This window comes from Pseudolactococcus hodotermopsidis (genome assembly GCF_011170085.1).
In the GTDB taxonomy this organism is placed as follows: Bacteria; Bacillota; Bacilli; order Lactobacillales; family Streptococcaceae; genus Pseudolactococcus; species Pseudolactococcus hodotermopsidis.
Genome location: NZ_BLLI01000007.1, coordinates 14,760 through 37,701, shown reverse-complemented (window position 1 = coordinate 37,701; position 22,942 = coordinate 14,760). Strand labels below are relative to the sequence as shown.

General features: G+C 34.0%; 24 protein-coding genes. 2 read left to right on the top strand and 22 right to left on the bottom strand.

Annotated elements, in window-relative coordinates; translation table 11 throughout:
• Positions 1-277: 277 nt before the first annotated feature.
• The 4 genes from aroA to aroC all read right to left on the bottom strand — a co-directional run bounded on the left by aroA (position 278) and on the right by aroC (position 4,158).
• The gene (aroA, locus tag Hs30E_RS02240) at positions 278-1,561 is read right to left on the bottom strand and encodes a 3-phosphoshikimate 1-carboxyvinyltransferase (protein WP_172207645.1); all 1,284 of its coding nucleotides are present in this window, start codon (positions 1,559-1,561) and stop codon (positions 278-280) included.
• Positions 1,558-1,746 (bottom strand): hypothetical protein, encoded by a 189-nt coding sequence (locus Hs30E_RS02235; RefSeq protein WP_172207643.1) that lies wholly within the window; start codon positions 1,744-1,746, stop codon positions 1,558-1,560. Before Hs30E_RS02235 ends, aroA begins: the two co-directional genes overlap by 4 nt.
• On the bottom strand, positions 1,730-2,833 hold the full coding sequence (locus Hs30E_RS02230) for a prephenate dehydrogenase (protein ID WP_172207641.1): 1,104 nt from the start codon (positions 2,831-2,833) through the stop codon (positions 1,730-1,732). The genes Hs30E_RS02235 and Hs30E_RS02230 overlap by 17 nt, the downstream gene beginning before the upstream one ends.
• A 158-nt stretch (positions 2,834-2,991) precedes the next feature.
• Positions 2,992-4,158 (bottom strand): chorismate synthase, encoded by a 1,167-nt coding sequence (aroC, locus tag Hs30E_RS02225; protein WP_172207640.1) that lies wholly within the window; start codon positions 4,156-4,158, stop codon positions 2,992-2,994.
• 190 nt (positions 4,159-4,348) lie between these two features.
• On the opposite strand from aroC, the gene Hs30E_RS02220 reads away from it, so the two are divergent.
• Positions 4,349-4,960 carry an ion transporter gene (locus tag Hs30E_RS02220; protein WP_172207638.1) on the top strand — a complete coding sequence of 204 codons (612 nt, stop codon included), beginning with the start codon at positions 4,349-4,351 and terminating at the stop codon, positions 4,958-4,960.
• Positions 4,961-5,001: 41 nt separating this feature from the next.
• Here the strand turns inward: Hs30E_RS02220 and aroB are convergent, their stop codons facing one another.
• From aroB to aroE, 3 genes are read right to left on the bottom strand one after another with little or no spacing between them, the layout of a single operon-like run.
• A complete protein-coding gene (gene aroB / locus Hs30E_RS02215) occupies positions 5,002-6,072 on the bottom strand; it encodes a 3-dehydroquinate synthase (RefSeq protein ID WP_172207637.1) in 1,071 nt (356 codons plus the stop codon).
• A complete protein-coding gene (locus tag Hs30E_RS02210) occupies positions 6,069-7,583 on the bottom strand; it encodes a DNA/RNA helicase domain-containing protein (RefSeq protein ID WP_172207635.1) in 1,515 nt (504 codons plus the stop codon). The genes aroB and Hs30E_RS02210 overlap by 4 nt, the downstream gene beginning before the upstream one ends.
• A 51-nt stretch (positions 7,584-7,634) precedes the next feature.
• A complete protein-coding gene (gene aroE / locus Hs30E_RS02205) occupies positions 7,635-8,453 on the bottom strand; it encodes a shikimate dehydrogenase (RefSeq protein ID WP_172207634.1) in 819 nt (272 codons plus the stop codon).
• Between the two features lie 208 nt (positions 8,454-8,661).
• Here aroE and Hs30E_RS02200 point away from each other — a divergent pair, with 208 nt between their 5' ends.
• Positions 8,662-9,243, top strand: a complete 582-nt coding sequence (locus tag Hs30E_RS02200) for a VanZ family protein (RefSeq protein WP_172207632.1) — start codon at positions 8,662-8,664, stop codon at positions 9,241-9,243.
• Between the two features lie 24 nt (positions 9,244-9,267).
• Here the strand turns inward: Hs30E_RS02200 and Hs30E_RS02195 are convergent, their stop codons facing one another.
• The 15 genes from Hs30E_RS02195 to Hs30E_RS02125 form a co-directional block, all read right to left on the bottom strand.
• Positions 9,268-9,921 carry an HAD-IA family hydrolase gene (locus Hs30E_RS02195; RefSeq protein ID WP_172207631.1) on the bottom strand — a complete coding sequence of 218 codons (654 nt, stop codon included), beginning with the start codon at positions 9,919-9,921 and terminating at the stop codon, positions 9,268-9,270.
• Positions 9,914-11,509, bottom strand: coding sequence for an aldolase catalytic domain-containing protein (locus Hs30E_RS02190; RefSeq protein ID WP_172207629.1), 1,596 nt, complete (start codon positions 11,507-11,509; stop codon positions 9,914-9,916). The genes Hs30E_RS02195 and Hs30E_RS02190 overlap by 8 nt, the downstream gene beginning before the upstream one ends.
• 48 nt (positions 11,510-11,557) lie before the next feature.
• A complete protein-coding gene (locus Hs30E_RS02185; protein WP_172207628.1) occupies positions 11,558-12,220 on the bottom strand; it encodes an acylneuraminate cytidylyltransferase family protein in 663 nt (220 codons plus the stop codon).
• A complete protein-coding gene (locus Hs30E_RS02180; RefSeq protein ID WP_172207627.1) occupies positions 12,183-13,436 on the bottom strand; it encodes a lipopolysaccharide biosynthesis protein in 1,254 nt (417 codons plus the stop codon). The genes Hs30E_RS02185 and Hs30E_RS02180 overlap by 38 nt, the downstream gene beginning before the upstream one ends.
• A complete protein-coding gene (locus tag Hs30E_RS02175) occupies positions 13,430-14,461 on the bottom strand; it encodes a hypothetical protein (RefSeq protein WP_228461972.1) in 1,032 nt (343 codons plus the stop codon). Before Hs30E_RS02175 ends, Hs30E_RS02180 begins: the two co-directional genes overlap by 7 nt.
• Before the next feature lie 105 nt (positions 14,462-14,566).
• Entirely contained in the window at positions 14,567-15,412 is an 846-nt protein-coding gene (locus Hs30E_RS02170) for a 6-hydroxymethylpterin diphosphokinase MptE-like protein (protein ID WP_172207624.1), read from the bottom strand.
• Positions 15,402-16,562 (bottom strand): glycosyltransferase, encoded by a 1,161-nt coding sequence (locus Hs30E_RS02165; RefSeq protein WP_172207622.1) that lies wholly within the window; start codon positions 16,560-16,562, stop codon positions 15,402-15,404. The genes Hs30E_RS02170 and Hs30E_RS02165 overlap by 11 nt, the downstream gene beginning before the upstream one ends.
• A 2-nt stretch (positions 16,563-16,564) precedes the next feature.
• A complete protein-coding gene (locus tag Hs30E_RS02160) occupies positions 16,565-17,185 on the bottom strand; it encodes a sugar transferase (protein WP_172207621.1) in 621 nt (206 codons plus the stop codon).
• A 29-nt stretch (positions 17,186-17,214) separates the two neighbouring features.
• Positions 17,215-17,946 carry a tyrosine-protein phosphatase gene (locus tag Hs30E_RS02155; protein WP_172207620.1) on the bottom strand — a complete coding sequence of 244 codons (732 nt, stop codon included), beginning with the start codon at positions 17,944-17,946 and terminating at the stop codon, positions 17,215-17,217.
• Between the two features lie 9 nt (positions 17,947-17,955).
• Positions 17,956-18,648 carry a CpsD/CapB family tyrosine-protein kinase gene (locus tag Hs30E_RS02150; RefSeq protein ID WP_371864127.1) on the bottom strand — a complete coding sequence of 231 codons (693 nt, stop codon included), beginning with the start codon at positions 18,646-18,648 and terminating at the stop codon, positions 17,956-17,958.
• 10 nt (positions 18,649-18,658) lie between these two features.
• The gene (locus tag Hs30E_RS02145; RefSeq protein ID WP_172207617.1) at positions 18,659-19,537 is read right to left on the bottom strand and encodes a YveK family protein; all 879 of its coding nucleotides are present in this window, start codon (positions 19,535-19,537) and stop codon (positions 18,659-18,661) included.
• A 35-nt stretch (positions 19,538-19,572) separates the two neighbouring features.
• On the bottom strand, positions 19,573-20,322 hold the full coding sequence (locus tag Hs30E_RS02140) for a hypothetical protein (protein ID WP_172207616.1): 750 nt from the start codon (positions 20,320-20,322) through the stop codon (positions 19,573-19,575).
• Positions 20,323-20,473: 151 nt separating this feature from the next.
• Positions 20,474-21,010 carry a class D sortase gene (locus Hs30E_RS02135; RefSeq protein WP_228461971.1) on the bottom strand — a complete coding sequence of 179 codons (537 nt, stop codon included), beginning with the start codon at positions 21,008-21,010 and terminating at the stop codon, positions 20,474-20,476.
• Between the two features lie 130 nt (positions 21,011-21,140).
• Entirely contained in the window at positions 21,141-21,755 is a 615-nt protein-coding gene (locus Hs30E_RS02130; RefSeq protein WP_172207612.1) for a hypothetical protein, read from the bottom strand.
• 214 nt (positions 21,756-21,969) lie between these two features.
• Entirely contained in the window at positions 21,970-22,911 is a 942-nt protein-coding gene (locus Hs30E_RS02125) for an AEC family transporter (RefSeq protein WP_172207610.1), read from the bottom strand.
• Positions 22,912-22,942 lie beyond the last annotated feature (31 nt).

The window sequence follows — 22,942 nt, the reverse complement described above, 5'->3', positions numbered from 1 at the left end:
TTGAATCATAGTCAAATAAGTCAATTGAAACAAAAAAACTAGAGTACTCGGAGTCAATTTCGGCGAGTTACCCTAGTCGGCAAATGAGATTTGCTTTAATCATAACAGGTTTGATTAAAACAAATTTCTATATATCTAATACTATCAATTATTAAGCGGTCTGTCAAGGTGTTTTTGACAAATTATTTAATTTCATGAGAAATTTTTCTCAAAGCAATCGTTTCCTTTCGTATTTCGTTATTATTAATGATATTTATCTTGCTTGGTTTACTTAAATCTAAACCAACAAATCAGCCAAATCATCAAAAAATGACGGATAAGACGTCCGAATCGCTTCAGAACGCTCCAAAATAACTTCCTCATCATCTACCAACAAACTAGCAATTGCAGCTGTCATGCCGATACGGTGGTCGCCTTGTGTGTTAATCACAGCACCAGTCAACTGAGACTGACCTTTGATAATCATACCGTCAGCCGTTGGCGTAATATCAGCTCCCATGGCATTTAGCATATCCGCTACAACTTGAATCCGATCAGTTTCCTTAACTTTCAACTCCTCAGCATCACGGATAATCGTCGTACCATTTGCCTGTGTCGCAAGTAAGGCAATGACAGGCAATTCATCAATCAAGCGCGGAATAATATCGCCAAAGATATCAGTTGGCTGAAGTTTCGACGTTTTTACTGTCAAAGTCGCTGATTTTGCGACATGATTCACATCAGAAATCGTCAAATCGCCACCCATGGCTTGAATCACATCAATAATCCCTGTTCGCGTTTCGTTAATACCAACATTTTTCAGAATAAGCTCACTATTTGGCACAATGAGTCCAGCCACCAAGAAAAAGGCAGCACTTGAAATATCGCCAGGCACCACAACCTCAGTCGCTGTAAACGTCTGCCCACCTTTGACACGAATTTCCTTGCCATTGACCGAAATTTTACCACCAAACTGGGCAATCATATCTTCGGTGTGGTTGCGCGTGATTTCTTTTTCAGTAATGACAGACTCGCCGTCCGCTTGAAGTGCCGCAAAAATCAAGGCCGATTTGACCTGCGCCGAGGCGACAGGTAGGGTATAAGTAATTGGTTTGAGCGGTACTTCTGAACCCGTGATTTTGAGCGGTGGCAAATCACGATCAGTTTGTCCCGAAATCGTTACACCCATTTGGCGCAAAGGCACAGTCACACGATCCATAGGACGTTTTGAAAGCGAATCATCGCCAAACATCTCAGCCATGAACGGTTGCCCAGCCAAAACGCCAGAAATCAAGCGAATTGATGTGCCTGAATTACCCATATCAAGCTTATTTTTCGGCGCTTGTAACCCTTTAAAACCCACACCGTGAATCACGACTTCTGCGCCATTATCCTCGATTTTAACGCCAAGTTCACGAAAAACACCCATGGTTGATAGCACATCTTCGCCTCGCAAAATGTCGTGAACCCTTGTCACACCGTGAGCGAGCGCACCAAACATGATGGAGCGGTGGCTGATTGACTTGTCGCCAGGCACCTTGAGCTGTCCGCGAAGACCAGCGGCGCTTGTTTGTAATTTCACTTTTCCGTATCCTCATCTTTCTTAACTAGCAAATCATATCCTTTGTCATTTTTTCGACTCCGCGTATAAATCCCCGATTTAGTACCATTTTTCGACTTGACAAATTTTTTAAGTTGATTCTTATTTTTCCGCTTTTTCTTGCGAATGGCAAGTAACATCGCCTCACGCTCACTTGTAGACATCATAGTTTGAATGCTCCTGAATCAAGCGTTCCGCTGTCGCTTGATCATTTTCTGTCTTAAAAGTAAGTTGTAAAACGCCGTTAAGCTCAACACGCGTCTCATTGATTTTAATGTTGATAATACTGAGATCATGCCCTGCAAAATACCCCAAAACTTCATAAATCACGCCCGATTTATCGGGTACGCTGATGAACAAATCATAGAAATTCTCCATTGCACCTTTGTGAATGGGCATCTGACTTCTCAATTGTCGTGCTTTGTCAAAAAATGCCCAAATTTCAGCGCTCTGCTTTTGGGAAATCAGCCGTTTAACCGCATTTAATTTCTCATTAAATCGATCAATTTGATGAACAATATGCTCAGAATTTGACATGAGAATTTCTGACCACATATCTGGCGAACTCTCAGCAATCCGTGTCATATCACGGAAACCACCCGCTGCCAAATTTTCAGTAAAAGGCATAATGGCTGCAAAATCATGCGTATTGTCAACTAAACTTGCTGCAACAACATGCGGAAAATGACTGGTCACTGCCGTCATGGCATCGTGTTCTTCTGCGGATAATTCAACAAATTTCGCACGTGTTCGAGCTAAAAGGTTTTTGAGTTCGTCGAAATCTGCTGCTTTAGATAAACGTGATGGTGTCAGAATATAATAAGCATTTTCAAACAGCAACTCGCTTGAGGCAATCACACCAGTCTTATGTGAGCCAGCCATGGGATGACCGCCGATGAATCTGACCGCTTTACCTTTAAAAATCTCCTCTGCTGCTGTGACAATTTCAAACTTTGTCGAACCAGAATCCGAAATCAGCACATTTTTTTTCAGTGACAATTCTGATAAAAAATCAAGAAATTTAATAGAAAGTTGAACAGGGAAATTCAGAATAATCACATCAGCTTTAACTGCCAAATCGGCAAAATTATCTGAAACTTCATCAACAAGCCGCTCTTGAATGGCAAAATCTCGCGGTGCTTGACTGCGATTATAAGCTGAAACATGATAATCAGGATGACCAGATTTGATTGCGCGCGCTAGTGACCCACCGATAAGACCTAGACCCGCGATTAAGATATTTTTTTTAGGCATCACCTACCTCCACTTTGAACAACTTTAGGAAAAATTCTTGTTTGAATGCTCGAAAATTGTTAAACTTTTCACATCATTTCAACAACACCAGTCAAAACATTTAAAAGAAACATTAGTAATGATAGAAGTTAGCATTTTATTATTTCTTTAAAATTCAATCAGAAGCCTTTGATATAGTCATTATGACGGGCAATGTTTTCTTTCAATTCCGCCAGATTGTCAGATGCGAATTTTGCCAAAATTTCCGTTGCCAAGACTGTTGCGACAACATGTTCTGCAACAACTGCAGCAGCTGGCACAGCGGTTGGATCAGAACGCTCAACTTGCGCTTTATAAGGCGCATGATTTTCTGTATCAACAGACATCAAAGGCTTGTATAGTGTCGGAATTGGTTTCATTACCCCACGCACAACAATCAGCTCGCCATTGGTCATGCCACCCTCGAAACCACCAAGATTATTGGAATTGCGTGTGTAGCCGTCCTGTTCTGACCAGACAATTTCATCCATAATCTGACTGCCCAATTGATAGGCAGAATCAAAACCGACACCAAATTCGACGCCTTTGAAAGCATTAATTGAGACAACTGCTTGGGCAATTTTCGCATCCAATTTTGTATCCCATTGAACGTATGAACCAAGACCGACAGGCACGCCTCCCGCAACGACTTCAACCACGCCACCAATGGTATCACCGTCTTTTTTAGTTTGGTCAATCAAATCTTTGATGTCTTGCTCATATTCTGAATTGACGATTGATACTTCTGACTGACTGGCAAGTTGGCAAATTTGAGCAACAGTCAAGTTTTCTGGTACATCAATTTTGATACCACCAAAAACTGTCACATGACTTGCCACATCAATACCAAGTTCTGCCAAAAGACGTTTTGCCACAGCGCCGACTGCTACACGCATCGTTGTTTCACGCGCACTTGAGCGCTCTAAGGCATTTCGCAAATCGCTAAAACGGTACTTCATGCCACCGATCAAATCGGCATGACCAGGACGAGGTTTTGTGAGCTTGCGCTGCGTTTTGAGCTCGGCAGCAACATCATCGGCAGCCATGATTGTTGTCCAATTTTTGAAATCTTTATTCTCAACATTGAGCGTAATCGGACTCCCCATCGTCACACCATGGCGCACACCAGAGGTAATCTCAACCGTATCGCTCTCAATCAACATGCGACCACCACGACCATAGCCACCTTGGCGGCGTTTTAGCTCACGGTTAATGTCACAAGAACTCAAAGCGAGACCAGCAGGCACACCCTCAATAATCGCCGTCAAACGCGGTCCGTGACTTTCGCCAGCAGTGAAATATCTCATTTTATAGTGTCTCCAATTTTCAGAATTTTATACTTAATTATACCAAAAAAGATTGATTTACGCCATTGTATTTAATCAAGTGTAAAAGTTATCCTTCACCTTTTTTCATGCCATTTTTCTTTCATTTTTTTCAAAATAATGTTATTATAAGAGTATATAATTCAAGCTAAAAAGAAATGGGAGATTGATTTTGAAAAAATATGATTTATTTATCATCGTTTTAGCGATTACTTCTATCGTCTTAACGATTCTCGACTTTTCTGGTAGTATCTCATTAAGCGAATCGCCCTATTTACAACTAGATTGGACAATTTTGGCAATATTTGCTTGCGCCTACTTTACACGCTTTGCCAAAGCTAAGGACAAAGCCAAGTTTTTCCGTCAAAATATCTTTGATTTACTCGCCATCATTCCTCTGGACTCCATGTTAGCGATTTTCAAATTTTTCCGTATTTTTAAACTCACTAGAGTAACAAGAGTGACAAGACTTTTTCGATTCACGCGACTTATCCGCATTTTCGGTGTTTCAGGCAAACTAAATTTTCATTTAAAACGCTTTTTCAATACCAACCGTTTTCTCTACCTACTTTATGCTAGCTTTACACTCCTTTTTATCGTCTCAATCATCTATTCGATTTTTGAAAAAATGCCCTTTATTCATGTTGCTTCTGGCAATGTTAGCCCAGTTACCGCTATCGGTAAAGTAACATCTGTTGCTTTAATTGTTTTGGGAATTTCAATCATCGGACTAATTGGCATCGCCTTTGTTTCAGTTTTCAATAAAAAATTGAAAATCAAGTAAAAACGTAACCGCCTGTCTGGTTACGTTTTTCATATGTTTTATTATCCCAACCACTCTGGGACATCGCTCATGTTAATCTCATTGATAACTGCTTGACCAATTTTCGGAACGAGTACCGTCTTGATTTTTGTACCACGCGCTTTTTTATCAAGTGTCATAGTCTTAGCAAGGACATCAATATGCCAAGGCTCATAAGTTGTTGGCAAATGAAATTTTTCAACCATTGCCCGAATTTTATCGGTCAAACCAAGCGCAACCAAACCTTTTTCTTCAGCAATTTTAGTAATCTGAATCATGCCAATTGCCACACCCTCGCCGTGCATAACCTTGCCATAGCCCGCCGTAGCTTCAACTGCATGACCAATCGTGTGCCCAAAATTCAGATATAAGCGCGTGCCATTGTCAAGCTCATCTTCAACCACAACTTTGCGTTTGACATCACAAGAATGATAAATCAACGCCTCAGCATTGTCAAGCACACTCGCCACATCGCCAGACATCTCTTGTAAAAGCGCCCAAAGTCTGGTATCCGCAATTAAACCGCACTTGATAACCTCGCCCATACCCTCGTAAAGTTCGCGCTCGCCCAATGTTTTCAGACATTCAGGGTCAATCAAAACACCGTCTGGTTGCGTGAAAGTTCCGACCATATTTTTAGCATAAGCCGTATTAACGCCCGTTTTCCCGCCAACAGATGAATCAACTTGCGCAGTCAAGCTAGTTGCAATTTGTAGGAAATGAATGCCTCGCATATAAGTCGACGCCACAAAGCCAGCCAAATCGCCAACGACACCGCCACCAAGCGCCACAATACCGTCAGAACGTGTCATACCAAAATCAGCCAAAAACTTATACGCCGTCTCAACTGTCGTCAAATTTTTTGAGGCTTCGCCCTCAAGAAAAGCGAAAACTTTGACTTCAGCAAAGCCAGCAGACTCAAGTGATAATTTAACCGTTTCAGCATAGAGTTCGCCAACATGATTATCAGTGATGATAACGATTTTTTGCGGTCGCCAAAGTTCTGCCGCCCATTGACCAGACTGTGCTAAACACCCTCGTTCAATGAGGATGTCATAGGCATTTTCGGGTAAGTTTACGTGTAATTTTTTCATTTTATTGCTCCTAATATATCTACTAACAGTTTTTCATTTTCAAAAATGATAAGATTTATCTTTTTCCTTGCTCGGGTAATATTTTGAAAAAGCATTTTAGAGGCTGAATAATAATTTGTTCTATCATCAGGAAATATCAGCTGATGTTTCCTATACTCAAAATGAGGGCCAAGACAAACAGTTACACTGTCAAATTCTTGACCAATAACTTCGTGAGAAGTTTCGGCAACAATTCCTAAATGTATCGCACTTATAAGCTGATAATCTCGATATAGTGGGTAATCATATTTTCCACCAGGAGGAGGAAGAGTATAATCTAAAAAAGTACTATCTGTTTGTAAATATTGAACATAATTTTTAGCCTCTTCTTTAGTTTCAAAATAATCAATATTAATACTATTCTCATCAAGAGATTTCATATCCTTTAAATCAAATAAGCCTTTGATAAAATCAGCAACTTTTTCATTAGTTCTGACTTTTTTGGTTAATTTATGCTGATTAAACTTTGGTTTATTTTTTATTTTCTCAGAAATATTGAATTTTTCTTCATCCATAGCAAGAATTTGATTATCATCTCCACATAATATGATTTTATCCTTAATTATTTCAGATTCAAATTCCATTATTTTATTAAATTGATCTTCCCACTGTCTTTGTGACTCATCAATAATCAAAACATCAATCTCATCTTGTTCTGAAATAGATTCTTTTGCTGCTTTTATATCCCACCCATTGCTGTTCAAAAAGTTTTGTCCTTGATTCAAGTTCCCAGCATGTATAATGACAACTTTTTTCTTTTCTTCCATATATTTTTTGGCTATATCATAAACTAGCAAAGTTTTTCCACTACCAGCAATCCCTGTCACAACATGATATTTCTCTTGTGATTGCATTATTTTCTTTTTAATTTCATCTTGTAACGAATTTAGAAAATAAGTACCTCTCAAAAATTTATCTGCCGTATTAAATGGACTAATAAGAAATTGGCTAGGTTCAAATATTTCCTCTAGGATAACTTCTTCTTCTATTTCTTGGTTGCCCAATAATTCAATTAATTTTTTAAAATCGCTTTTAATTAAATTTTCGCCATCAGTTTCATAAAGTTGATTTTCTTCTTTTACATAAGTAAATTGCCATAATTCTCTTTCTCTTATGCTAAGATAATGTCTTTGTTTTTTTAACTGAGTAACTATCTTTTCTCCTGTATTTTTTCCTTTTAATTCAATATTAATATCAAAATTTGAACCAAATCTTAATAAATCAAATTCATTATTAATCTGGGGAATATTAAATCCGATAAAAAAATTAGATAATTCTACTCCACTATTTTGAATTGGCATACTTGAAACTAAAGATTTTAAGCATGCTATTTCATCTTTAAGGTTCTTTTCTTCTTTTAATCTATTTTTTTCTTTACTTGATTTAAGTTTAATTCCATGTACTTTTAAGTATTTTAAAAGTACATCTTCGTCAAGTTCATTATCAAATACTCTTAAATTGTTTGCTTTCAAAATAAATAATATTCCCTTTCAAGTTCAATTTTGAGGTATAAAAGATCTACATTACTCGTAGATTTTCTCTTCCAATTTCTGCAAAATTAACTCAGTCGGCATGTGTTTCCCAGTCCAAAGTTCAAAACTTTCGGCGGCTTGATAGAGCAACATGCCTAAACCGTTGATCGTGCGGTTCCCTTTTGTTTTGGCGAATTTCAGTAATGGCGTTTCAATCGGCTTGTAAATCACGTCTGCCACTAGCATATTGACTGGGAGCTGCAAGTCTTGCGATATTGGCATGCTAACACCGTCCATACCAACGCTGGTCGTATTGACCAACAAATCACCTGCAAGCTCGCTTAGCGCCGACAAAGGCTTAAAAACAATGTTACCAGGATAATTTTTAAACAAGTCGGGCTTGTAAGTCCGGTTGTAAACGGTAATTTTGTGCGCACCTCGCAGCGCCGCCTCAGCAATTATCGCCCGAGCTGCACCACCCGCACCAATAATCGTGATGTCGCTATCTTTTACCGAAAAATCAGTCAGTGACTTGAAAAAACCCGCACCGTCAGTTGATGTGCCAAAAAGTTTGCCATCGCGGTTGACAATCGTGTTAATGGCAGCAGTCAACTTAGCAACTTCTGAAAGTTCATCAACGTAAGAAATGGCAGCCTCTTTGTAAGGCATTGAGAGATTGATACCATACATATCAAGTATTTTGATATTTGAAATGACTGCCTGTAAGTCAGATTCTAAAACCTCGAAAGCAAGATAAACGCCGTTTTCATCCAGATTTTCAAAAGCCAAATTATGTATAAAAGGCGACAGTGAATGTTTGATGGGTTTTGCTACCACTGCAGCAATCCGTGTATATCCGTTAATTTCCATACTTTATTTTACCCTAATTTTCGCAATTTTTCAATAATTTATTGTTTAGAATAACACTTTTCACAAAAATAGCCACTTAGATATTTTTACCTAAGTGGCTATTTTACTTTAAACTTCATATTTTGACACTAAACAACAAAAATGCAACAATATTTGCTATACTATTAATATTGACTAATCATCCAAATTAAAAAGGAGTTCAGAAGTTTTGCGAAAATTATTATTTTATCTTGGCAGTCTCATTGTGATATTTTATTTCAGCTACTTCATGATTACTTGGTTAATTATGCCAGTCATCTCCCACTATGAGCGCCTTTGGCAACTCGTCAACCGATTTTCTTATACACCAATAATTTTAGTTATTATGTTGACAATTACTTTGTGGCTCTTTCTAATTCAATATCGACTTAAACAATTTTCTGTTTACTATCTTTATATTGTTTATACTTGTTATTTAATTTTACTTTTTACAGTTCTTTTTACCAAGGCAACAAATTATCATGCCTTATCTTTAAACCCTTTTGATTTTATAAAAAATAATCCCAAAACTTTAAAGGAAGCACTATTAAATGTTATTTATTTTATTCCTTTAGGTGGACTTTACGGCATTAATACCAATCGTAAGCAATTCATCGCCATTAGCCTCACGACACTTCTACTCATAGAAAGCATTCAATTTGTTTTTTATCTCGGTACTTTTGCTGTTAGTGATGTTATTTTAAATTTTCTTGGTTGCTTGATGGGGTATTGGGTTTGTTGGAGAGTGGAGAGGGGCACGGGAACTTCTTGAATTAATTATGAGGAGCAAGTTCACTTAACATGTAAGAGTAAGAAGTTGATTTAAGTCATCAGCCCCCTCAATAATAAATTTAGCCTTGCTATCTAAAATTTCTCTTTCACTCTTCATTCCAAATCCATAAGTAACTGCTACAAAATCAACATCTGTATCACTTGCTCCTTTTGCATCATGTTCACTGTCCCCAATCATTAATGTTTCATTTGATATAACTTCCATTCTATTTAAAGCAATTTCAATATTAATCTTTTTATTACGTGTATTTTCAGAATCCATACCAATGATCTCATCAAAATATTGGGCTAAATCAAAATGTGTTAAAATTTTCAGTGCCATTTCTTCTGGCTTCATAGTTGCTACTGCCATTTTAACCCCTTTTTTATGTAAAACCTTTAAAATTTCAGCAATTCCTGGATATACTTTTGATTCATAGATTCCTTTCTTGTTTCCATATTCTCGATGAAAAACAACTGCTTTTTCTGCAGTAATTTTATTTAAAGAAAATTGTTTAACATAAGAATCCAATAATTTAGGTCCAATATATTCAACTAATTTTTCATCAGATAAAGGTATTAGATTCATTTTTTGCTCTGTATATCGAACAGAATTAAAAATACCTAGGGAAGTATCAATTAATGTGCCATCTAAGTCCCAAATTATTGCCTTATACATTTTCTTTACCTTTTTTCTTAATTTTAAAATTTGATGAAGTAACAAATTCCAAATAAATCTTTTCAGAATATTCATCAATAACTGCTTGCATTCCAGCATTCATCAAATGACGAACTTTCTGTTTCATTTCAAACATATAATTTTCATCTGCGTAATTCAATCTAGCATCCACTGAATAACCATCAATTCCTGCAAGATAAATACTTTTAACACCCAAACGCTCAAGTAAACGAATAGCCATTAAGCCTGCATTATCTTCAACAGTAGAAACTTCATTTAATAATTTTACATAATCTACTTTTAAAAAGAAATCTTTTACTGGTACATTAGAAGTTACAATCAATCGATCAGCTACTTTTTTCGATAAAGAAGATAGCCTTCTAATATTACTCAAAAATATATAGTCTGACACCAATGAATATTCATGATTAATTGAAATAATTATTATATCTTTTTCAGAAATAAATTTTTCTACTTTATCAAGTTCTTCTTTAGCACTTTTTCCTGGACCAACGAGTAAGACAGATTTATTCGATAACTTTTCAGTTAATTCATTAATTCTATATTCATTTTCTTCTCCTTCACTCATATAGGCTAGATAAAGATTCTCTATATAATCTGGATAGAAGCCATTCTTCTTTTCCCCTTCAATACGACTAATAATTGTATCCAATCCTTCAAAAGTTAAGGTATTCTTATCATCTAAATATGAGGCATAGTTTGGATGGACATTATGCTTTGCAGAAATATAAAATGGTAAAGAATATCCCCAAAAATTCTTTTCATGTTCTTTAGCAATGACTTCGTCAATAACCTTTAAAATTGGTTCAATAATATAATTTTTACCTTTGGCTTTATTTAAAAATTGTGCAAATAATTCGGTATTTAAATTTCCAGCACCACGCCCCATACCATAGATGCTAGAATCTAAAATCAAATTTCTATCTGTTACTAATGTGGCAAAAGATTGTGCATTAGAATATGCAAGTTGCAAATTATTATGTGAATGATAGCCTAAAGCAATCTCTTTTTTCAAATTATTATGAGACAGATAATAAAAACGCATCAAATCTTGCTGATTCATTACTCCAAAACTATCTACAATGTAAAAAGCATATGGCTTAATTTCATTTGCTTTCTTCAGCGTTTCCAAAAACTCATCATCTGTAAAACTCATTGCCACCATTGGCTGAAAGAAAACCCTATAACCTTTTTCTGATAAAATTTTGCAGTATTCAGCAGCACCTTCAATATCTTTTTTGTGAAAAACTATACGAATTCCATTAATTGAACTGCCATCATATTCCGGAATATCTTCTATGTTGTATTCGCCATAATTTATCATGACAACAAACATTTTATTTCCTCTATCATTTGGTAACACTTCATTCATCTCAGGAAAGGTATTATAGATTGTCTTCCCAATTTTACGTTCCTTTTTCTGTGATAAATAGCCAATTTCAATAATATCAAGATCTGATGCAACTAATCCTCTAATTACTTTCCGAGTATTATCAAAGCCAAAATTCCAGCCATTGACATAACCACCGTCTCTCAATGTACAATCTAAAATAGAAATATTATTCATGCGCGATTCTCCTAATCTTTTAAACAATGTATTTACACTTAAATCATATTACTTTTCTTCAGGTAAAATAATATGATTATAAATTGCATTAGCAATATCAAAATCTATCGGATTATCAATATCACTCGCTTCAATTTTTGAAACCTCAACTAGATATGGCTTATTTCCAATCCTACGATTTTCATTTTTTGCTAAATGTTTTTCAAAAACATAAAAACCTGATGTTTCTTCATACAATGGTTCTAAATCTTGAGTACGTGGAATGCTATCTAAAGAATAATTAAACGGCTTTTCATTTTTCCATAAAAATTCTTGCAATTTTAAAACTGATAAGGAAGAATCATATTTTTCACTTTTTACCGCTCTAACCCCTTTTTCAATGCTACTAGCTGTAATAAAAGGAGCAGTTGCATGAGCTAAAACATAAATATCTGCCTCAACATCTGAGATAAATGAAGAAATTACCTCGTTAATCTTTGTTGTTGATTGATCCAAATCTTCAGAACGCTTTAAAAATTTTGCAGTTGAGGGCATAAAATTTTCAATTTCAGAATTACTACAATATACATAAGTTTCATCAATATTTGTAACTTTACTTAATGTATTCAAAATACGCGTTACCAATGGTTCGCCATTTTCAAAAGAACGCGTATTCTTTCCTGGAACTCTTTCATTATTCATTTTTATTGGTACGAATGCTACTACTTTCATTTATACTTATTCCTCCATTAATATTTTTAAGATGCTTTTTTAAGAAAAACAAAATCAAGATTTGAATAAAAAACTTACAAAATCCAACAATAACTTGGGATAAAGCATAGCCAATCACCCCATATTTGTTAGAAAAAATTATAGCTAGCAATATAGATAAAGAACAGAAAAGAAATTGACTATTTCGTTGATATTTCATTGACAAATGCTTAATGTAATACAAATTAACCAAATTCCATGTCACACTTAGCAATGTTCCAAAAGTTATTATATTTATCAACACAAAAGAGTTACTTGAACTTACATATTCTGGATACAAAAAAGAACAGATAAATTTACTTACTATTGAAAAAGGAAATGTCAAAATTAAGCTTCCAATGATAGCAGCGCCATTCATGATAGCAGCACTTTTTTTATTAAATTCTTTAGAGCTTTTAGCAATATAGGAAAATAAAACATTACTAACTGGCACTGTAACGAACAGTATAATTTTTCCAACAGTACTTAAGCCAAAATATTGACCTAATATTTTAGCGCCTAAGATAGGGATAATTATAAACTTATCCATGTTAGCAACAAATTGAATAAAGAGAGTCGAAAGGGAGAAATTAAAAACTTCAGAAAAAACTTCTTTAAATTTCTCATTGATAGAATAGTTTTCTCCCTTTTTATTATAATTTAAAAAAATATAACATAAGCTAAATATTTCTCCAAATAGAAAAATATACGACCATTTTTTTGAAAATAAAAACAATAAAAAACCAAATAATTGACCAAAAGAATTGAGCATAGTGACAATATTATATTTTTTTAAATCAAATTTAACCCTAAATATATTATTCAAATAGAGTCTCATTGATTGTAAACCCGTTGTCAATAAATAAACTAAAATATCTATTAACTTCAACTTTTCTCCATACATAAAAAACAATGGCATAGCTACTATAACAATACTTATTGATGCAGTAAATGCAATAAGATTAAAATTTTCACCATTGATACTCTGATGTTTAACCCTCATCATCCCAATTGAATTGCCAGCAACTAAAGTTAAAGTGGTATTTATGCCATAAACTGCAACTATCATCCCAAATACAGATGAATCAACTTTAGAGGCAATAAACGGAAAGATCAGCACTTGAATTACTGCCACTGAAATACCATTAGCAACTAGATTTGAGAACATATCTAATAATATGTTTTTATATTTTAACATTCCATTTTCCCATCTTCATTATATTTTAAATATATTTGTTTATCAAACCCAAAAGCTAAAAATTGAATTGGAAACATAACCATTTCATGTCTTACCCATGAACCAAAGTCTGGTTCAAACATTGCTGATAAAAAGATGAAAGATAAAACAATACACAAAGAATAATTTTGAATTTTATTATTATTTTTAAAATTTTTCAAAGTTCTTATCGTAAAAAAAGTAATAGTACATTGAACAACAAAGAAAATAATTTGATTTATGCCTTTAAGCACTATTTCTATCGGAAAACAAATCCTTAAAATTTTTAAAAAATAATTCAATCCAATAGATACAAAGTTAGTTGATAGAAAAATTGGTCGAATTGAAGTATTGGCATCTAATTGAAGTTCACCAGTTCTATTAAGTAAAACATCAAAAAATTCAGGAGAGATTCTTGAAAGTAAGGGAAACATTACTAAATAGCTAGTTACCATTATTGACAAAATAAATAGAATTTTCTTAATTATTGATGATTTTACTAGGTATTTTGATTTTAAAACCACAAAATAAATAAATGGAAAAACAACTAATATTCCGTAGTATGCTCTTAATTGAATAGCATTACCTAAAAAAATAACAGAAGATAGAACAACAATCTCTTTAAATTTCAATTTACTTTTTAAAACAAGATAAACTAACATAACAAAAACAAATTCCGCTGGTTCTTTTAGTAAGTAAAAATCAAAAATATTTAAAAAAAGTATTGTTATGAGTATCATAAAAAACTCAATAAAGGCTAATTTTTTTTTTAAATTAAAGATGACAATAAAAGCTAATACATTACAAAATAGTCTATAATACAAGTTTAAATGAAAATAATTATCTAATCGAAAAATATTAAAAAATTTTATTATTTGAGAAGCACCATTAAAATTTTTATCAACAGCCCAAGGAGGTAACGAACCATTCATTAGTTGCAAAATAGTCCACCCTGTTGTCCGCTCTATGGGAAGCACAGGAGCAATCATAACATTATTAATTATCATTCCAACAATACTCAAAGGTACAAATAAAAACATAATGATATTTCTGCTAAACTTAAAATTGTTATTCATTGCTAGATTACTAACTCCTTATAGTTAAAATATACATTATTTTAATATCATACTATCCAAATCAATTCTCTCAAATAATTCCAAATACCCACCTCTAGTAGCATTTAAAATTTTGATGCCATTTTGTTCCGCATATTTTTTAGCAACCTCAAATGAAACTGTCATTCTTTTTCCTAATTCATCGGCTGTTGAATCTACCACACCATGCTCAATAAAATGACTTTTCTTATTTTTGGCATATCCAAAATCAAATCCCAAAAAGATGATTTCTTTAAACCCCATATAAACAGCTAATTCAACTAAAGAATATGTAATTGTATAACCATCGTAAACTTTATAAAGTGCATTATCACTAAATTTAGCATGATAGTTTTTTTTATGAAAATCAGCCATATGATAGTAAGTATCATATGGAAATTTTATCCAATTTTTAGAAATAAAATCGTTGTCATCAAAAGTATCTGGTAAAAAAACATTCTTTGAATTAGCATAATACTCAATAAGTTTTTCTTTCACTTTTTCAAAAACAAACCTATCTTGAATACCATAAAATGTCGGACGAAACTCATTGTCATCGTATCCTAAAACAAGTGAGTTCATACCAAAAGTATACTCATTTTCTATTTTTTTCAAATCATCATACGTCAAGCTTGGACCAGTAGCAATAATAAAGCATCTTTCACCTTCAAATTTATTTTTCAAATTTTTCAATTCTTCATATCCCACTATATTACCATTTTGACGTTGTTCAGCTTTCTTGTTTATTCTATTTTCTTGTACATTACAATATTTCTTAATAGCAAAAGTATAAAGGGGAGTTAAAAATTTATTTTTTAAAATATACTCATATCTTATTTTTCTAATCACATCACTAATACTCATCGAATGTTCTCCTACTCTTTATTTGCTCTGCTAAATAAAATGTTTCTATTTGCTCTAACATTGTTTCAATAGAAAATCTATCCTTAAAATTCTTATTAACCGCTAGAGGATTCAATGTCAAAGCCTGATTTAATTTTTCAATAATATTATCAGACCACTCCGATTCAATCAAGTAACCATTTACACCATTTTTAACAATTTCACGATTGCCTACAACATCTGTCGCAATAATTGGAACACTAGCACGCATAGCTTCAATTGGCGCATAAGGTAAGCCCTCATATTGTGATGTTGTGAGGAAAACATCATAACCTGTGACAATAAACTCACTATCATTTCGATTTCCTAGCAAATGAATATTCTCATCTAGTTTTTTTTCTTCAATAAATGTTTGACAATTTTGAAATAATTGCCCCTCTCCTGCCCAAACAAAATGAAAATTAGGATCTTGTTCAATCATTTTCTGAGCAATCATCATAAAAAACAAAGGATTTTTTTGTTCAGATAATCTGGCATTATTACCAATAACAATAGCTGTTTCATCTAAACCAAGTTGTGCTTTAACAGATGACTTGTCTACTAGCGGTAAATCAGGAAGCCCATTATAAATTATTTCAAATTTCTCTGCTTTATCAATGCCAACATCAAGTGCTGCTTGCTTTTCTCCTTTAGAAACACAAAACGTTTTTGTCGTTGCGTGGTGACTTAAAAATTTTTCAATTGCAATAAATAATTTCTTTTTCTTAATACCAAATTCTGGTGCTAAAAAAGAATAAGCATGCGGTGTATAAAAAACTCGTTTTACACGATGTCTTTTAGCAGCCATTCTGCCAATAACTCCCGCTTTAGAACTATGACAATGTACAACATCAGGTTTAATTTCTTTTATCTTTTTAGAAACAAAGCGATAAGCATTCATATCACCTTTTAGATTTACCTCTCTTAGTAGAAAATCACATGGCAAAAGAGTGACACAATTATTAAAATCAGCTAAATTCTCTATAAAGTTATAATTAATTCTCTGAGTGGAATAAATAAGAAACAAGTCAAATTTTTCCTGTTCTAAATTTAAAACTAAGTCTCGAACATGACGACCAGCACCACCACTCATCGCTTCAATAACTAATAAAATTTTTTTTCGTTTTTCCATCATTAATGCGCACCGACTCTGTTAAATACAGCCAAAGCCGTCTTAAATAAAATATAAATATCAAACGAAATACTAGCTTTTTCAATATAATAAAGCTCAAGCTCACAACGTTCAGGATAGCCAACATTACTTCTACCAGATACTTGCCACCAACCTGTTATACCAGGACGAACACTTAGAAACAAATCTTTATCTTCACCGTATTCATGAATTTCACGATCAGGTAGCGGTCGTGGACCAACTAAAGACATATGACCTAAAAGAACGTTAATAAGTTGAGGTAATTCATCAATACTTGTTTTTCTCAAAATCCGACCTATCGGAGTAATTCGAGGGTCTTTATCTGTTTCAAGTTTATAGCCATTTGCTACAAATTCTTCATATAAAGCTAAATCATTCATTAAAACAGCCTCAGCATCTGTACGCATTGTCCGAAATTTAAACATCTTAAATTTCTTTCCATTTTCGCCATTGCGAACATGTGAAAAAAACACGGGCGAATGTACGTCTGAACACTTTACAAAAATATAAAGAATCAAAAGAAAAGGAGACAACAAAACCAAACCTAAAAAGCTAAACAGAAAATCCAAACAACGTTTAACAACTGTATAAAAACTGACCATTATAATTCATCTTTCTATTTCTATGGCTATCATTTATAGGGAGTAAATGATACTTCATCGCCATTAATAATACTTCTTGATACTTCTTTCATATCATGCACCAGATCATGCCCAAAGTGTCTGGCAACATATTGATAGGCTTCCTTTAAATAAAAATTTCGCTTGTTAATACCGTGAGCATCCGAGGCAATCATTTGCACGATATGATTGGCAACAAAATGATGACTCAACTTTTGAACCTCCTTACCAAATCTGCCTATCAAACTTGGTGCTGTCAGTTGAGCCAAACATCCCATGCTCAAAAACGAATAAATCGCTTCAGTATCTTTTTGAAAACCACGATTTCGCTCAGGATGAACGATAATCGGAACTATTTCTTTAACTCGTAAATCATACATCAGCCTCTCGGCATAGATTGGAATCTCATCACTTGGAAATTCAACAAGCAGATAACGATCTGTCACATCCGCAAAAAGTATCTCATCACGTGCAATCGCCTCTTCCAATTCTCGAAAAATTCTAACTTCTTGCCCCTCGTAAAGTTTTAAAGGAATCTTTTTATCATCCAAAATAAATTGCAACTCATCAACAGCAGAAATAATCTCATTTTTTTTATTGTGATATTTATCATTATAATGAGGGGTACATAGAACATGCTGAATACCTTGATTAACGGCTTTTTTAGCCATAGCAACCGCAGCAGCAACTGAATCTGGACCATCATCAATATTTGGTAAAATATGGCAATGTAAATCAATCATCTCTAGCCCTCAATAATAGTAATAATCAAACTTGTCATTCTTAGAAACACCGTTATAAACAACACCGACAATATTAGCTTTAGCTAACTTCAAAAGTTCTTGCGCTTTTAATGCCTGTTTTTTAGGTGTTTTTCGTTCACGTACAACAAAGATTGTCCCATCCACACGCGCCGCAACAATTTGCGCATCACTCACATTAACAACTGGTGGCATATCAAAAATGACCAAATCAAACACATCACTCAACTCATTGATAATCGTCTCCATTCGATTTGATGCCAGTAGTTCAGAAGGATTCGGTGGTTTTGGCCCACTCGGTAAGATCCATAAATTATCAATTGACATTTTATAAATCAAATCATCATAGCTTCTCGACTGATCAATCAATAAAGAACTTAAACCAATCACGTTTGGCAGATCAAAAGTCATAGCAACTGTTGGTCGTCTCAAATCACCATCAACCAATAAAACACGCTTACCAGCATTGGCAAAAACAATAGCCAAATTAGCAGCAGTTGTTGATTTACCTTCAGACGGCCCAGCTGACGTTACAACAAGAGATTGTAAAGGAGAATCAACAAAAGAAAAACGAATATTTGAACGAATTGTCCGATATTGCTCTGCAGCAATCGAATCGTGTTCTGATAAAGCAACTAGATGATTTCGAGAACTTTGTTGAAAATTTTTAGCATGTTTCACTATTTATACCACCTTAAATTTTTTCGCGTGTGCGTTGACGTCGGCGTTTACTTCTGACAAATTCAAATTCTTCTTCGGAATCAGAAATGACCGTAACCTCTGGCAACATCTGAATTTCTTCAACTTTGACGAGTTCGACATCCTCAACAACTTCTTCCATTTTTGACACTTTCACTTCCTCAATAACTTTGACCGGTTCGTGGTGGATATTTTTAATATCAAATTGCCCAATAGCACCTAAAATCGGTAATTCTAATTGCTCAGTCACAAACTTATCATCCTTAACTGTTTTATCTAAAAATTCAACTAAAAAGACAAGCAAAGTACCAATTAAAAGACCAAGAACAGCACCAATCATTAAATTCAGCTTATTGTTAGGCGATACTGGCGTTGTAGGCACATGCCCTTTTGAGATAATCGTAACTTTCGTGACATCTAAAACTTCTCCTGCACGAGTTTTAAAAACTTCGGCAACTGTATTGACAATAACTTCCGCTTCTTTAGGATCTTTTGATAGGACAGCAATTTGAAACATTTGTGAGTTTTGAGCTTGCGCAATCGAAATACTCGATTTTAATTCACTAACACTTAAACGATAAGGTGTATTATCAACCAACTGTTTTTGTACTGACTCCATGACAAAGTTTCCCTTAATCATGTCTTTGTAAGTATTGATAAGCAAGACATTACCGCTAATGTCCGATTGGAGATTGGAATTTGTCGTATCTTTTGATTGTACGATAATCTGTGCTTGTGAACTATATTTGGGTGTGATAACTAAAAAAGTTAGCGCAGCCGCAATACTAAGCCCAATAATCAAACAACTTATCAATAACAAAACTCTTTTTTTAATGATATTAAAAATATTTTCTAAACTAATGGTTTCTTCCATTTTTCATTTCTTTCTTCTTATTTATCAATCGCACATTACCCTCGTGTACGAACAACTCTTCTTCTCAAATTTTCACTAACTAGCCATAAAAAAACTGAAACAAGTAAACAAAGACCACCAATATAAATGAAATTTAAAAGAAAATCTGAAATATATTGTTTAAAAAATTGATACATTATTTTTGAACTTAGCCCAATTCGCTGAACTTTTCCAGAAAAGTACAGATAAGCTGGAAAAACAAGCAACATTAACCCTGAACCAGAAAAAACATAAGCAAAGATTCGGAAGCGGATATGCCGCGCTACAACTCGCAAAGTCATTAACATAATAGTTACCAAAAGCAAAAATACCCCGACAATTATTGTAATGAGCGTTAAAGTTGATTGATAACGCATAACTTTTTGTGCATAAGTCAGCAAATATGGTGGCGCAACATATTGTTGCACAACATCTAAAACTGCTACTTCAAAAGCTTTTTCAGAAGCCTCATTAGCAATTGGCAAGCCGCTTTCCTGAGCATATTTTTCCAAGGTCAAATGTAGCGTTTGTGTAATGAAACTCGTCTCTATCAATTTAAACGGCACTTCCTCATAAATACTTGTCATATAAAATTCAACATTTTTTTGAACAAATTTTAAAGGGATAACAGCTTTTAATTTTTCAGGCGGAATATTACTACCGCGACCAATATCTTGAATCTGCTGATTGATTTCTGTTTGTAAACCTTTGGCATAAGAAACCTTTTGTGATTCCGCAATCATGAATTTTTCATTTGCTAGTGTCATTTTTAATGAAACAATAACTAGAAAGAAAAACAAAACAAGTGAACAAATAAAAGATAAGAAAATTTGTGGTAAATCACGAAAAATTTTAGTATTTCTCAAACTTTTCTCCTAATTCTAATTTATAATGTGTCAACAAATTCACACATTTTAACTATTCGTTCTCATTGATAAGCGGTCCTGACACATACTCACACTGAACAAAAATCCGATCATCTGTTCGACCAATACTGTCTATTGGATAACAAGTATAGAGCAACAGTAAAGGTTCTTTCTTTTGAAACAACAAGGAAGTAACCATGGCATCATCCTTATTTTTAATATCTTTTGAAATAATCCTAAACTGGTACTCACCATAAGTTGTTGAAAGATTAACAAGCATACCAATCTCAGCATTATTTAACTTTCCAAATTGATTACCATTATGATCGCCAACAATCGTTGTACCAATCTCTCCTGGAAACTTAGAACTCATGTATTGACCTGCACCATAGCGCAATATTTCTAAAGTATCGCCAAAAAATAGGGGGACATCAACGCCAACGTCTGGCACAGCTATCTTACCATACAGTTCCCCAGGATGTGGATACTTAATCTCACTTGACTTTAACTCTGTCTTATCTGTTGCTTTGGTAAATTTAACATCTTCGAGTTTAATATCATCAAAATCAAATTGGGGTTCTTCTGCCATAACGAAAAGTCCCACAGAAGTCTTTATCATATTAGTCACTGGCGACATAATAAGTAAGATAAGAGAGTAACCAATAATTAAAAAGAGAGTTGGCATGAGAAAAAATATGCCAACTCTCTTTAAAAGAGCTTTATTTCGCTGCTGAAACATAGTTTTTTCGTTTTCCTAAAGTATAAACCACGATGACAGAAAATAACGTAAGCAGAGAAATTAAGATACTTGGCACGTAATTAGAACCTGTATTTTTCACCACATTCTCGTTATTTGAGGCAACTGGTGTTGGAATTGTTGTTTTCCCAGTAGCCGTATTGTCAATAATAGAAATTCCCTCTGGTCCATAAGTAATCGTCAAACCCAAGATACTAGCGATAAAAGATAAATGATCATTTTTAAGCTGTGCTTGAACATCAGCAGGCATCGCTCTAATCAAATCTTCCAAGGTATCAATACCAGAAACATCAATCGTTTGCGCCTCAAGCAAAGTAGTAATCGCATCAAGAGACGGCAAAACACTATTGATTTGATAGTCTGTCAATTCATTACCTTTCAGATGATTTTCTGCTCGTGCAATATGTTGACCAGGCACGTGGAAAGTCTTGCCTCCAACTGTGATACCAGCTGATAGTTTTTCAATGATTTGATGTTCAGTTTCTGTAATCGCACCATCCGCATAAGTCGGTACTGCGAGACCGATAAACACAGCCAACGCTAACACGGCTGCCAGTAAAAGTTTTTTGAGCTTCATTTTGAGTAATCTCCAATTTTTTTTTGAGTCATTTAGGCAACTGTCAAACAAAATTTTGACAATTTTTAGATTTTCATAAGAGAAATAATTGAAAATCAACCATTTTTACTAATGTTTGCATAAAATTAGTAAGCTAAGAACTCATTTATATCTATTAAAACATATTTTTATTCAAATTGCAAATATAAGCTAAATTGCTTTAGTTAAAGGAAAGTCATAATATATAATATAACAAAATAGGAATCACAAATAAATAAGCCAAGACCGAATAAGTCAAGCTAGTTGCTGCAAATTTTTCGTCTGCACCATAGCCGTGCGCTAAAATCGCCATAGAATTTTGCACTGGCATTGCCGATTGGACGATAAAAACTTTTAGCATTAAACCCGAAATGGGCATGAATTTTGATAAGCTAACGACTAAAAGTGGCGAAATCACAAATCTCCCAATTAAAACTAGAAAAGTATCCTTGTTCATTTTCAGATTGCTAATACCTGTTTGATAAATGATAATACCGATGAAAAACATGGATAAAGGTGTCGTCAAATTACTTAACTGTTTACCTAATTTTTCGATAAAAACAATTTTCGGAAAATCAATTAACACACAAATAAGTCCTATCAGAAAACCAATTAAGGCAGGCGAAAAAAGTTGTTTAATCGTCTTTTTAAAGTCAACCTTATGCGTTATCCCCTCCTTGATTTGGCCGTCCTTAGCCAACATATAAATGCCAATTGTCCAAAAAAACAAGGTGTTACAGATATAGTAAAGTAACACATAAGGAACAGCTTTTGGACCAAATATCGCCATACTAATCGGTAAACCCATGAAAATGGTATTGGAAGCACCGTACATGGCACTAAAAGCGCCTCGACGTTGTGGGGCAACGTTAAAAATTTTTGCGACAATTATTCCAACGATAAATGCCAGTAAAATCGAGCAAAATGGTAGTAAAATTCCCGAAAATAACGATAAAAATTCAGCTTTACTAAATGATGAGGTAATTGTCACAAACATGCCAATCGGCAAAGTAATAGTCAAAATTAACTTTGAAAAACTATCTGCCACCACACTGTTGAACCATTTTTTAGCAGTCAAAATATAGCCGATAAAAATCAACACAAAAAATATTAATATATTTAAATACGCACTAAGCACTAGAAAATACTCTCCTTTATAAATATTCTAC